Annotated in this window: 9 protein-coding genes and 1 pseudogene; all 10 read right to left on the bottom strand. The window is 64.2% G+C overall.

Annotated elements, in window-relative coordinates; genetic code table 11:
- Nucleotides 1-4 precede the first annotated feature (4 nt).
- The 10 genes and pseudogenes from AC4OR5_RS09125 to AC4OR5_RS09080 all read right to left on the bottom strand — a co-directional run bounded on the left by AC4OR5_RS09125 (nucleotide 5) and on the right by AC4OR5_RS09080 (nucleotide 12,726).
- Entirely contained in the window at nucleotides 5-874 is an 870-nt protein-coding gene (locus AC4OR5_RS09125; RefSeq protein ID WP_058161066.1) for a tetratricopeptide repeat protein, read from the bottom strand.
- A gap of 8 nt (nucleotides 875-882) precedes the next feature.
- Nucleotides 883-1,753: pseudogene (locus AC4OR5_RS09120) on the bottom strand (tetratricopeptide repeat protein).
- 8 nt (nucleotides 1,754-1,761) lie between these two features.
- A complete protein-coding gene (locus AC4OR5_RS09115) occupies nucleotides 1,762-2,643 on the bottom strand; it encodes a tetratricopeptide repeat protein (protein WP_003115526.1) in 882 nt (293 codons plus the stop codon).
- A complete protein-coding gene (gene pldB, locus AC4OR5_RS09110; protein WP_058161050.1) occupies nucleotides 2,644-4,881 on the bottom strand; it encodes a type VI secrection system-dependent phospholipase D effector PldB in 2,238 nt (745 codons plus the stop codon).
- Nucleotides 4,878-7,250, bottom strand: a complete 2,373-nt coding sequence (locus tag AC4OR5_RS09105) for a type VI secretion system Vgr family protein (RefSeq protein ID WP_058161049.1) — start codon at nucleotides 7,248-7,250, stop codon at nucleotides 4,878-4,880. Before AC4OR5_RS09105 ends, pldB begins: the two co-directional genes overlap by 4 nt.
- Before the next feature lie 270 nt (nucleotides 7,251-7,520).
- Nucleotides 7,521-8,321: an N-formylglutamate deformylase gene (gene hutG / locus AC4OR5_RS09100; protein ID WP_003095940.1), complete on the bottom strand. Its 801-nt coding sequence runs from the start codon at nucleotides 8,319-8,321 to the stop codon at nucleotides 7,521-7,523.
- Entirely contained in the window at nucleotides 8,314-9,522 is a 1,209-nt protein-coding gene (gene hutI / locus AC4OR5_RS09095) for an imidazolonepropionase (protein WP_034016197.1), read from the bottom strand. Before hutI ends, hutG begins: the two co-directional genes overlap by 8 nt.
- Nucleotides 9,519-11,051, bottom strand: coding sequence for an HAL/PAL/TAL family ammonia-lyase (locus AC4OR5_RS09090; protein ID WP_003101754.1), 1,533 nt, complete (start codon nucleotides 11,049-11,051; stop codon nucleotides 9,519-9,521). Before AC4OR5_RS09090 ends, hutI begins: the two co-directional genes overlap by 4 nt.
- Nucleotides 11,048-11,878 (bottom strand): quaternary amine ABC transporter ATP-binding protein, encoded by an 831-nt coding sequence (locus tag AC4OR5_RS09085; protein WP_003135837.1) that lies wholly within the window; start codon nucleotides 11,876-11,878, stop codon nucleotides 11,048-11,050. The genes AC4OR5_RS09090 and AC4OR5_RS09085 overlap by 4 nt, the downstream gene beginning before the upstream one ends.
- A complete protein-coding gene (locus tag AC4OR5_RS09080; protein ID WP_003095946.1) occupies nucleotides 11,875-12,726 on the bottom strand; it encodes an ABC transporter permease in 852 nt (283 codons plus the stop codon). Before AC4OR5_RS09080 ends, AC4OR5_RS09085 begins: the two co-directional genes overlap by 4 nt.
- Nucleotides 12,727-12,745 lie beyond the last annotated feature (19 nt).

Genomic DNA, 12,745 nt, shown 5'->3' with positions numbered 1-12,745 from the left:
CGAATCACTGACCCGGCTTCCAGTCGGGTCGAGCTGCGTCGTAGCCCTGGACGGGGTGGGGTGGCAAGGGGTTATCTTTTACCAAATTGGGAAAACGAAGATCGGAGTCGGCATCAATTTGCAGATAGAGGGAGTAGTAGAATTTCTCAAGCTTTTCATCCGGCGTATACCACATTGCACTTGAAGGAGGCGTCCTCTTTCCGAAGACGCGCGAGAGAAAAAAGGCTGCACTCCTGCCGCCTTGAGAGACGGAGACTTGATAGTAGCTAAGTGCCTTTGGATAATTATGTTCAACCAACTCATAGTAGCTTCCAAGCTCATAGCTCGCCGGAGCATAACCTTGACTGGAAGCACAACTGGTATACGCCAGCCCCAATTCCTTTTCCTTGGCCACATAAATATAGAGTTTACCCAACTCAGTCAGTGCTGGCGGGCTCCCCAAACTAGCGGCTTTATCCAAGAAGGTCAGACCATCGGTAGCAGGGTTCTTAACACCGGCACGATTACCGATCATTGCCCCCATGTCATAGAAACCTTGGGGTACTCCTAGGCCGATCATCTTCTGGTAAATATCCAGAGCTTTCTGTGTATCCTTCTCTACTCCACCAGGCCACCCCGTTCGATAGAGATTTGCCAGGTTATGCATCGCCTTCCAATGACCGCGCTCCACTGCCTTGCTGTAAAGCTCGACGATACGGCCCCAGGGCCGCAGAGTATCGGGCTTAGCCAAGGCTGCTGCTTCGCGGTACCAAGCATCGGCTTGCGGATCCAACGGCGGCAGATGGTCTTTCTCATTAACGCAGACAAATGATTTGCTGTTGGCCATCACGGGAACGGCTGCAAGACAGAGCACGGCCCAAAGTCCAATAGCCATCAGCCGCATCACTGCCCCGGTTTCCAGTCGGGCCGATCTGCATCGTAGCCCTGGGTCGGGTGAGAAGGTAGAGGATGGTCCTTTATCAAGTTGGGAAAACGAAAATCAGGATCAGCGGCAAGTTTATCGTAAATACCATCATATAATTTGCGCAATTTCTCATCGGGTGCGTACCACATTCTATCGACATCAGGACTGGCTTTATCAAAAACACCGGAGATAAATAAAGCCGCACTCTTTCCGCCCTGAGAGACTGACGCCTGATAATAACCCAGTGCTTTTTGGAAAATTATGTTCTACTATCTTGTAATACGCCCCCAACTCATAACTAGCCGGCGCATAGCCCTGGCTAGCAGCACAGTGAGTATACGCCAACCCCAAATCCTTTTTTTTGGCCACATATATATAGAGCTTACCTAGCTCGGTTAGTGCCGGCGGATTTCCTAGGCTAGCAGCCTTATCAAGAAAAGTAAGCCCGTCAGTTGCAGGATTCATGACCCCTGCACGATTGCCGATCATTGCTCCCATATCATAGAACCCTTGGGGCACCTCCAGATCGATCATCTTTTGATAGAGATCCAATGCCTTCTGCGTATCTTTTTCTACTCCTCCGGGCCACCCTGTGCGATAAAGATTCGCCAAATTATGCATCGCCTTCCAATGCCCGCGCTCCACTGCCTTGCTGTAAAGCTCGACGATACGGCCCCAGGGCCGCAGAGTATCGGGCTTGGCCAAGGCTGCTGCTTCGCGGTACCAAGCATCGGCTTGCGGATCCAACGGCGGCAGATGGTCTTTTTCATTAGCGCAGACAAATGGTTTGCTGTTGGCCATCACGGGGACGCCTGCAAGACAGAGCACGGCCCAAAGTCCAATAGCCATCAGCCGCATCACTGCCCCGGTTTCCAGTCGGGCCGATCTGCGTCGTAGCCCTGGGTCGGGTGAGGAGGCAGAGGATGGTCCTTTATCAAGTTGGGAAAACGCAAATCAGGATCAGCGGCAAGTTGATCGTAAATACCATCATATAGTTTGTGCAGCTTCTCATCGGGGGCGTACCACATTCTGTCAACATCGGGACTAGTCTTATCAAAAACTCCGGACATGAAGAAGGCAGCATCATCATTTCCTTGGCTTGCAGCAAGAAGGTAATAGCCTGCCGCCTTTGGGTAGTTATGTGCCACCAAACGATAGTACATCGCCAGCTCGTAATTGGCAGGAGCATAGCCCTGGCCTGCAGCACAGTTCGTATATTTCAGCCCCAACTCATCCTGTCCAGCAACATATATATATAGCCTTCCTAACTCAGTTAATGCTGGTGGATTACCCAAGCTTGCAGCCTTATCGAGAAAAGTAAGTCCATCAGTCGCAGGATTCTTGACGCCAGCACGATTTCCGATCATTGCCGCCATATCGTAGAAACCTTGAGGAACCTTCAAATCGATCATCTTCTGGTAGAGATCTAGAGCTTTCTGAGTATCCTTCTCCACACCGCCTGGCCAACCGGTACGATAGAGGCTCGCCAAGTTATGCATAGCCTTCCAGTGACCACGCTCAACTGCCTTACTGTATAGATCGACGATACGATCCCAGGGACGCAGGGTATCGGGCTTGGCGAGAGCTACTGCCTCCCGATACCATGCATCAGCCTGAGGATCTAGAGATGGCAAATGGTCTTTTTCGTTAACGCATATAAAAGGTCGTAGTTCAGCCGCCATGACAGGATTTCCCGACAACAAAAAAATCAAGAGAAAAAAACATAATGGACGCATCATTCAGTCCACCGTGAGACCGGGGCTATAAGGTGTCACGACATCCCAGAAGCGAAGCAAGTTAGCTACCAAAGGCTCGTCTTTACGTTGCTGTCTCCAATTCGCATCCATTTTCTGATTCCAGAGTTTGAAGTTTTTTTCGGTTGTCGCAGCCACTTTCTGGGCATGTAGCTCCCACAACTCCTCCCGCATCGCCCTCGCCAAATCCGGATTGGGCTGGGCAATCCCCAACTCGCTGTCGCCATGCATGCTGCGGACATTGATATTGGCCGAGCTGAGCAGGGTATAGAGGTCGTCCACCAGCAGCAGCTTGGAGTGCACGTAGATGTGCTTGTAGCGCGCCTTCAGCGGCGGTGCCCCGAGGGCGGCCTCGGCTTCGGCGGACAGGCGCGCTGGCGGCGGGCTGCCGGGGGCGGGGTCGCTGGTGGCCAGGGTGGCGACGACCATCTTGAGGCCGGGTACTTCGGCGAGTTGATAGGGCTTGTCGTCCTCGCCGGTGTTCTTCGCCAGTCCGGGAATCTCCTGCGCGCCGAGATCGCCGAGGCGTTGCTCGACTTCCGGCGTCACGCCTTTCTCTTCGAGCGCCTCGATCTTGCGCTCCAGCCGTTCGATGTTGTTTTCCTGGCCGCGCCGGACATAGGGATCGGGATGTAGGTTTTCCCTGACCTGCTTCAACTGCTCCCGCTTTTCCCTCAAGTCATGCGCCAGGTCGCGCTGTACCTGCGGCATCAGTTGCTCCTGGCCCAGGCCTTTCATCATGTCGTAGGTGGTCTTCGAGGCGTCGCTGGAGTCGGGGGTGTTGGTCACGACGAACAGGTACAGGTCGCCGGGCACACCCCGGGCCTTGCGCACCTGCGCAGTCTTCCGCAGGCGCTCGGCGAAGCCGGCATAACGGAAGTACTGGTTTTCCATGTAGACGTAGTCGGTGGCATTGCCCAGGGCCTTGAGATAGTGCTCCAGGATCGAGCGCTCGTCGTCCTGCGGCTGGGTCCGGCAAATCTGCGCGACGCTGTTGCTGGCGGGCGTGGCGATCTTCGGCAGCGGCAAGGCGTCGCGCTCGGCGGTCAGCGATGGCGTCGAGAACCAGCGCTTGTACCACGGCGTCTCGAGGTCCCAGGCCTCGCTGAAGTTGCGGCTGAGGTCGGCCAGCACCGGTCCCTGGACCTGCATGGAGATATCCTGCCAGGGCCCGAACCCGGGATCGCGACCGGCGGCGCGGTCGTCGAACAGGTGGGCGCTGGTGTCCCAGTAGTTGCGGTGCATGTTGTGACCCATGACGAAGCCGATGGCCTGCGGGCTGCCATAGTCGACCAGGACCATCTTCTGGTGATGGCTGGCGAACTGGGTGAGTACCAGCAACTGGCCGATGCCCAGGTCGTCGATGCCATCGGCGCGCAACAGGTGGATCAGGCTTTGCAGCCGCCCGTTGACGAGGCGCACCTGCTCGCCGTTCATCACCGGCCTGGCCGTCTGCTCGAAGTCGCGGGTACGGAACTCGACGTTCTGCAACCCACCGCCGCGTACCGCCTTGAACCAGTCGCGGGTGAATATCTGCCCCCAGGGATCCTGGCGGGTGCCGCCGGAACCGCGCTTGCCGCCGTAGCCCTGGGCCTCGCTGCTGTCGAGAGTGCGCTGGATCTCGGCGTTCTCCGCCTCCAGCTCGGCGATGCGCGTCCGCGCGTGGGCGGCGCCCCGCGGGTCGAAGCTCGGCAGCCTGCCTTCGCGGTGCAGCCGTTCCGAGCGCTCCAGGGTTTCCTTCTGCCGCGCGATGAGGTTGAGGTTATGCTGGCGCCGCTGCTCCAGCCGCAGCACCTCGTTGTCCACCGCGCTGCCGCTGGCGACGCCCGAGCCCGCCCAGGTGCCGCCGGAACCGCCGACGCCGGCCCCGGGGATGGTGTTTTCCTTGAGCCTGGCGAGCTGGTTGCTCCAGACCAGCACCCGCGCCTGCACCCCTTCGCGGCCCTTCGTCTGCAGCAATTCGCCGATTCGCGGTCCGTCGGGGCGCTTGAAGCGCATGGCCGGGTCGAAGCCCCAGGTGATGATGTCGATGCTCTGCCGGGCCGCTTCCATCGACGCATGCACCGCGTCGAAGGCCGCCTGGCCATTGATCAGCGGCTTGATGTGCACACCCGCGCGCGGTGGGTAGAAGGCCTTGTTGGCGAACCAGTCGAGGGTCAGCCGGACGCTGCCGGCCTGTTGCGCGTACAGCTTGAGGGTCTGCGGTTTGTACAGGTCGCTCATGGCGTGGGGTCATCCTTGTCGGCGGCGCCGGGCCGCGAGGCGTCGCGCCGGTAGGCGTCCGGGGCGGAACGCGGCTTGTGCTGGGGCATTTCTGCCCGGTAGTCGCGGAACCCCTGCTGGGCGAGCCGATCGTCGGCCTGCAGTGCGTCCGGCTGGTCGACCATCTCCACTTCGTAGGCGTGGCCATTGGCGGTCTCGATACGATAGGTGCGTTCGCCCGGAAGCGGTTCGAAGCTGATTGCGCCGCCTTCGTCGGCGATGCCCTCCTCCTTGAGGGCACCGTTGGCGTAGAGCCGATACGGTTGCCTGGCCACCGATGGCACACCGGGCAACGGACTGAGTTCGAAACGCAGGAGTTTCTGCGGCGCTTCGCCGACCTTCTGGGCGATGGCTCCCAACAAGGCGCCTCCCGCCGCCGCGGCGTCGGCCGCGAGCGGTTGCAGCGGCGACAGCGCGCGAACGCCGCTACCGATGCCGGGGCTGCCGCCGCTGTTGATCATCACCTGGGTGCCATCGAGGGTGACGCCGCCCGGGTCGAGCCTGGCGAAGCTGCCACCGCCCTTTAGGGTCAGCTCCATGCCTGCCTCGATCACTACCTTGTCGCCGGCCTTGAAATGGATCTCGTCGCCCGCCTCGACGAACTGGCCGGTGCCGATCCTCAGGTGCAACGCGTCGGCGACGCTGAGGTGGTCGGCCGCCTTCAGTTCGACCTTGCGGTCGGCGTGGACCGTGCGCTGTTCCTCGGCCCTGAACTCGCTGTAGCTATCGCCCTCGACCGTGTCGTGGCGCTCATGGCCGACGCGGATCTTCTGGTCGTGCTCGATGTTCTCGTCCCAGTCGCGCTGGGCGTGGACGAAGATCTGTTCCTGGCCCTTGCGGTCCTCGATGCGCAGTTCGTTGAAACCGCCGCCGCCGGGGTAGCTGTCGGTCTTGAAAACGCTGCGGGTCTTGTTCTGCGGCAGCTCGTAGGGCACCCGGTTTTCGCTGTGGTAGAGGCAGCCGGTGACCAGCGGCTGATCCGGATCGCCCTCCAGGAAACCCACCAGGACTTCCATGCCCACCCGCGGGATGGCGACGCCGCCATAGCGTTTGCCCGCCCAGTTGGAGGCGACGCGCAACCAGCAACTGGTGTTGTCGTCGGCCTGGCCGAGGCGATCCCAGAAGAACTGCACCTTGACCCGGCCGTATTGGTCGCAGTGGATGGTCTCGCCGGCGGGGCCGGTCACGACCGCTGTTTGGCAGCCCAGCACGCGTGGCTTGGGATGCTCCAGCGGGGGGCGGAAATGCGCGCTCCAGGGAGTGGCGACGAAACGGTTGCGATAGCCCTGGCGGAAATCGCCCCGGCCCTGCGCGACGTCGCTGTCGATCGACTCTTCCAGTACCTGCGGCTGCCGCCCTTCGTGGAGAACCTCGGTAAGCAGCCAGAGATCGTTCCATTCGCCGCGGGGATGCGCGGACAGCGTCAGGAAGTGTCCGCTGAGCAGCGCCGGTTCGTCGCTTTCGCCCCTGGCCTGTAGGTAGTCGGCGCGATGCCGTTCCAGCGCGCGCCGGCTCAGGTGCTTGCCGCGCTCGCGGTGGGTGAAGCGGCCGGGATAGTCGTAGTCCTCCAGGTCCGGTTGCTGCGCCCCGGGCTGCGGGCCATGGGCGGCCTGCATCTGCAACGCGGGTTGCTCGAAGTCGTAGTCGCGCCGGGTAACCCGGCTGGCACGGGTGTCGAAGCGCACGCCGAAGCGCTTGACCACCGGCTGGTCGGCGACCAGCCCGGCGTCCTGCACGTAGGCGACGGGGCGTTGCAGCCGCGGAAAGGAGGTCTGGTCGTCGCCGAAGACCAGCACATGGCCCTGGGCAGAAAACTCATGGTGGTAATGGATGCCTTCCTCCTCGCAGAGCCTGCTGAGGAACGCCAGGTCGGTTTCGTCGTACTGCGTGCAGTATTCGCGGGCCGGGTACGGCGTCGGGCCCAGCTGGAAGCGATAGGCGTCGGCGAGAATGCCGTGGCCCTCCAGCACCCGGCCGATGATTTCCGGCACGCTGAGGCGCTGGAAGATGCGTTGGTCGCTGCACAGCCCCAGGTAGGCCAGGCGCGGCTCCAGGGTCGCGCGATAGCCGGTCAGGCGCTTGCCGGAGTCCCCCTGGGCGATGCTGGTGAGCTGTCCGTGGACCCCCTCCCCGCTCGGCGAAAGGATCAGGAAGGCCGGCTGGTGCAGCAGCGCGTCGAGGTCCAGGTCGGATCGCTCGCTGACCAGCTCAAGGTCGAAGCGAAAGGGCTGGCTGATGGCTTCGCGACCGCGGAAGGCGAGTACCTGGAAGTCGTGCCGGAGGTTTTCGATGCGAAGGCTGAAGTGCGTCTGGTTGGCGGGGGCGAACATTCACTGTCCTCTTGGAAACGCAGCCGTGCGTTCCTGGCGTATTCGGTTCCGGGCGCGACGCGCCTGCGCCCGCGCGATGGAAATGCTGGCCGAGAGGATAGAGGAGAACAGTTGTGCAACTCTTTGCGCACTCGGCCTCCCGGCCGCATCAACGCTGACCTCAAAAAATTTGTAACAGAAAATTTCCAGAATGCCGACACGGACGCCCCACCCCATCCGCGGCATTCACGTCCGCCAGGACGGGCCAGGCGTCCGCCGCCTCCGAGTACCTCAGGCGTAGCGCTCGCGACCCCAGGCGAGGAGGCTTTCCAGCAGTTCGCGGATGACTGCGCGGGTCGCTTCGGCGAGGTCCGCGCGGTAAGCGAACGGGGCCTGCTCGTCCATGTAGGTGCACTGCGCCAGCTCCAGCTGGACGGCATGGACGTGCTGCTCCGGCTGGCCGTAGTGGCGGGTGATGTGGCCGCCCTTGAAGCGCCCGTTGAGCACATGGCTGTAGCCTTCGGCGGCAGCGCAGACCGCCTCCAGGCGGGCCGCCAGCGCTGGATCGCAACTGGCGCCGGCGTTGGTGCCGAGATTGAAGTCGGGCAGTCGGCCGTCGAACAGGTGCGGCACGTGGGAACGGATCGAGTGGGCGTCCCAGAGCAGCGCGTAGCCGAACTCGGCCTTCAGCCGCGCCAGTTCCTCGGCGATGGTCCGGTGGTAGGGCGTCCACACTTCGGCCAGGTAGCGCATGCGTTCCTCGGCGGACGGCGCCATGCCTTCGCGGTAGAGCGGCCGGCCGTCGAACAGGGTGTCCGGATACAGGCCGGTAGTGGCGGTGCTGTACAGCGGCTTGTCGTCGGAAGGGCGGTTGAGATCGACCACATAGCGCGAATAGTGGGCAGCCAGGGTACTGGCACCCAGTTCCTCGGCGAAATCGTAGAGCCGGGGAATGTGCCAGTCGGTATCGGTCAGCGCCCGCGCCTCCTCCACCAGGCCGGCGTCCACCGCCGGGGTCAGGCGCGTGCCGGGGTGCGGCATGCTGATCAGTAGCGGCACGCGGCCGCGCTTGAAACTCAGGACTTCATCCACGGTATACCTCCTCGGCGTGGCGAATGACGCGTTTCGGCAGATCGCCGCCCAGCCAGTAGGCCAGCTCCGCCGGACGCTCGATGTCCCAGGCGACGAAGTCGGCCAGCTTGCCGACCTCCAGGCTGCCGTGGCGGGCTTCCAGCCCCAGCGCCCGGGCGGCGTGCAGGGTGACACCGGCCAGCGCCTCCTCCGGGGTCAGGCGGAACAGGGTACAGGCCATGTTCAGCATCAGGCGCAACGACAGCGCCGGCGAGGTGCCGGGATTGAGATCGCTGGCAATGGCCATGGCCACGCCGTGCCGGCGCAGGGCATCGATCGGCGGCAGCTGGGTCTCGCGCAGCAGGTAGAAGGCGCCCGGCAGCAGCACCGCGACGGTGCCCGCCTCGCCCATGGCGCGGGCGTCGTCCTCGGTCATGTACTCCAGGTGGTCGGCCGACAAAGCCCGGTAGCGCGCCGCCAGGCTGGAACCGTGCAGCGAGGATAGCTGCTCGGCGTGCAGCTTCACCGGCAGGCCCAGCTCGCGGGCGGCGATGAATACCCGCTCGACCTGCGCCGGGGAAAACGCCAGGTGCTCGCAGAAGGCGTCCACCGCGTCCACCAGTCCCTCCCCGGCCAGCGCGGGGAGCATCGTCGAGCAGATATGCTCGATGTAGTCGTCGGCGCGCCCGGCGTATTCCGGCGGTAGCGCATGGGCGGCCAGGCAGGTGCTGCGCACGGTCGCCGGCAGGCGTTCGCCGAGGCGGCGGATGACCCGCAGCATCTTGCGTTCGCTGGCCAGGTCGAGACCGTAGCCGGACTTGATCTCCAGCGCCGTCACGCCGTCGCGCAGCAAGGGCTCCAGGCGCTTGCGCGCACTGACCAGCAACTCTTCCTCGCTGGCCTCGCGGGTGGCGCGTACGGTGCTGGCGATGCCGCCGCCGGCGGCGGCGATCTCGGCGTAGCTGACACCCTCCAGGCGCTGCTCGAATTCGCCGCTGCGGTTGCCGCCGAACACCGCGTGGGTGTGGCAGTCGATCAACCCCGGGGTCAGCCAGGCGCCATCGAGGTCGATGCGTTCGGCGTAGTCGCCGGGCGGCAGTTCGGCGCGCGGGCCGATCCAGTGGATCAGCGGACCGTCGGTGACCAGGGCGGCGTCCTCGACGATCGAGTACTTGCCGCCCTTGAGGGTGGCGGCATGGCAATGCTGCCAGAGTCGTTTCATTGCAGGTCTCCTATGCTCGCGGCCAGCCGGGCGAGACTCTTCCGCTCGCCGAGGATGGCCGCCGCGCTGGCGATGTCGGGAGCCAGCCAGCGGTCGGTGTCGTACGCGGGCACGCGCTCGCGCAGGATGCCCCAGGCCGCCGCGGTGCCCTGGCCGAAGCGTTGTGGGGCGAGGAATTCGAAGGCCTGGGCGGCCAGCAGGTACTCGATGGCGAGGATCCGCCGGAGGTTCTCCAGGGCCCTGCCAAGCTTGAGCGCGGCACTGGTGCCGAGGCTCAGGTGGTCCTCCTGGAGCGCCGAGGTGACGAAGTTGTCGACCACCGCCGGCTGCGCCAGCTGGCGGTTCTCGCCGGCCAGGGAGGCGGCGACGTACTGGGTGATCATCATCCCCGAGTTGACTCCCGGCTTGCCCACCAGGAACGCCGGCAGGCCGCTGACCAGCGGGTTGACCAGGCGATCCAGGCGCCGCTCGGCGACCCCGCCCAGCTCGGCCACGGCGATCGCCAGCAGGTCGGCGGCCATCGCCACCGATTCGCCGTGGGGATTGGCCTGGGATACCACCCGGTAGGCCTCCGGCGTACCCAGCAGCAGCGGGTTGTCGGTGGCCGAGTTGAGTTCGGTCTCTATCTGCCGCGCCGCGTGGGCCAACTGGTCACGGCAGGCGCCATGGATCTGCGGTATCGAGCGGATGCTCAGGGCATCCTGGGTGCGGATGCCGCGGGCGTTCTCCAGTACCTGGCTGCCAGCCAGCAAGGCTCGCAGATTGGCGGCGACCCGCTGCATCCCGGGATGCGGCTTGAGCGCAACGATCTCGGCGTCGAACGCCGCCAGTTGGCCGCGCAGGGCCTCGAAGCTCATCGCCCCGATCACGTCGGCCCACTGCGCCAGGCGCTGCGCGTCGTCCAGGGCCAGGCAGGCGAGGCCGGTCATGCACGGCGTGCCGTTGACCAGGCAGAGCCCGTCCTTGGCTCCCAGGCGCACCGTCGCCAGGCCTTCCGCCGCCAACGCGGCGGCGGCCGGCACGACGCTGCCGCGGTAGCTGACCTCGCCGATGCCGAGCAGGGCGATGCCGACGTGCGCCATGTGGGTCAGGTAGCCCACCGAGCCCTGGGCCGGCACCTGCGGGGTAATGCCGTGGTTGAGCAGCGCCAGCAGCCCTTCCACCAGCGAACGGTCGAGCCCGGACTTGCCCTGGCTGTAGTTGGCGACGGCGGCACAGATGATCGCCCGGGTCTGTTCGTCGCGCAGCGGCTCGCCGACCCCGCAGGCATGGCTGAGCAAGGTGTTGCGCGACAGCTCGGCGAGCTGCTCGCCTTCCAGCAGGACGTCGCACAGCGCGCCGAGGCCGGTACTGATGCCGTAGGCACGCTCGCCATTGGCGACGATACGGCAGACGATGGCGCGGGCATTGTCGATCCGTGCCCAGGCCGCCGCCGACAGTTCCAGGCGCGCACCGTGCCGGGCCACCGCGACCAGTTCCTGCCAACGCAGCGGACCGTCGCCGAACACGACGCTCGGTAGGTCGCTCATAGGTTCGCCACCCGCCGCTGGACGAAGCGGTCGACGTAGTCGTCGGCCGGCTGGTGGAGGATTTCCCGTGGTGTGCCGACCTGGATCAGCTGGCCGTCCTTGAGGATCGCGATGCGGTTGCCGATGCGTACCGCCTCGTCGAGGTCGTGGGTGATGAAGACGATGGTCTTGTGCAGGGTTTTCTGCAGTTCCAGCAACTGGTCCTGCATGTCCGCGCGGATCAACGGGTCGAGGGCGCTGAAGGCCTCGTCCATGAGAATGATCTCGGTGTCGGCGGCCAGCGCGCGGGCCAGGCCGACGCGCTGGCGCATGCCGCCGGAAAGCTGGTGCGGATAGGACTTCTCGTAGCCCTTCAGGCCCACCGTGGCGATCCAGTGCAGGGCCCGCTCGTGGCACTGCGCCCGGCTTTCGCCGCGAACCTTCAGGCCGTAGGCGACATTGTCGAGCACGCTCTTGTGCGGCAGCAGGCCGAAACTCTGGAACACCATGCTGATCTTGCGCCGGCGGAATTGCCGGAGGGCTTCCATGTCGTAGCGCAGGATGTCCTCGCCATCCACCAGGATCTCGCCGCTGGTGGGGTCGATCAGGCGGTTGAAGTGGCGCACCAGGGTCGACTTGCCGGAACCCGACAGGCCCATGATCACGAAGATCTCGCCAGCGCCGATGGTCAGCGACAGGTCGTTGACGCCGACCACGCAGCCGGTCTGCGCCAGCACTTCGGCCTTGCTGCGTCCCTGGCGGATCAGCGCCAGCGCGGCATCGGCGCGCGGGCCGAAGATCTTGAACACGTTCTTCACTTCGATCTTGTTCATCTGCGCACCGCTCATTTGCTCGTCTCGTGCCGGGAACGGCCGTAGGCCTGGGTGATGCGGTCGATCACCACCGCGAGGATGACGATCGCCAGGCCGGCTTCCAGGCCCTTGCCCACGTTCAGCGTCTGGATGCCCACCAGTACGTCTTCGCCGAGGCCGCGGGCGCCGATCATCGAAGCGATCACCACCATCGACAGGGCCATCATGGTGGTCTGGTTGATCCCCGCCATGATGCTCGGCAGGGCCAGCGGCAACTGCACGCCGAACAGCTGCTGCCAGCGATTGGCGCCGAAGGCGTTGACCGCCTCCATCACCTCGCTGTCGACCTGGCGGATGCCCAGGTCGGTGAGGCGGATCAGCGGCGGCGCGGCATAGATCACGGTGGCGAAGATCGCCGGCACCTTGCCCAGGCCGAACAGCATCAGCACCGGGATCAGGTACACGAAGCTGGGCATGGTCTGCATGATGTCCAGCAGCGGCATCAGCACCGCGCGCAGGCGGTTGCTGCGCGCGGCGAGGATGCCCAGGGGGATGCCGATCAGCACCGAGATGAAGGTCGCCACCAGCATCAGCGCGAGGGTCTGCATCAGCTTGTCCCAGAGGCCGACGGCGCCGACCAGGAACAGCAGGCCGGTGATCACCAGGGTCGGCAGCAGGCGCCGGGTGGCGTGCCAGGCGATCGCCGCGACGATCGCCAGCAATAGCCACCAGGGCGTGGCGCGGAGCAGCCCTTCGAGGTTGACGATGGCCCACAGCAGGGTGTCGGAGATCTTGCGGAACAGGTCGCCGTAGTTGGTCACCAGGGCGTCGACCCAAGCGTTGACCCAGTCGGCGATGGAAAATGTCAGGCGTTCGGGAAACATGGTCTGCTCTCGTCGGTCG

The sequence above is a fragment of the Pseudomonas sp. YA1 genome (genome assembly GCF_058680555.1).
The sequence above is the reverse complement of the archived record's forward strand: the minus strand, read 5'-3'. Positions and strand labels throughout refer to the sequence as shown.

Coding starts and splice junctions, on each gene's coding strand:
- AC4OR5_RS09125 (WP_058161066.1), bottom strand. CDS start 874: ATGGCTATTGGACTTTGGGCCGTGCTCTGTCTTGCAGCCGTTCCCGTG.
- AC4OR5_RS09115 (WP_003115526.1), bottom strand. CDS start 2,643: ATGATGCGTCCATTATGTTTTTTTCTCTTGATTTTTTTGTTGTCGGGA.
- pldB (WP_058161050.1), bottom strand. CDS start 4,881: ATGAGCGACCTGTACAAACCGCAGACCCTCAAGCTGTACGCGCAACAG.
- AC4OR5_RS09105 (WP_058161049.1), bottom strand. CDS start 7,250: ATGTTCGCCCCCGCCAACCAGACGCACTTCAGCCTTCGCATCGAAAAC.
- hutI (WP_034016197.1), bottom strand. CDS start 9,522: ATGAAACGACTCTGGCAGCATTGCCATGCCGCCACCCTCAAGGGCGGC.
- AC4OR5_RS09090 (WP_003101754.1), bottom strand. CDS start 11,051: ATGAGCGACCTACCGAGCGTCGTGTTCGGCGACGGTCCGCTGCGTTGG.
- AC4OR5_RS09085 (WP_003135837.1), bottom strand. CDS start 11,878: ATGAGCGGTGCGCAGATGAACAAGATCGAAGTGAAGAACGTGTTCAAG.
- AC4OR5_RS09080 (WP_003095946.1), bottom strand. CDS start 12,726: ATGTTTCCCGAACGCCTGACATTTTCCATCGCCGACTGGGTCAACGCT.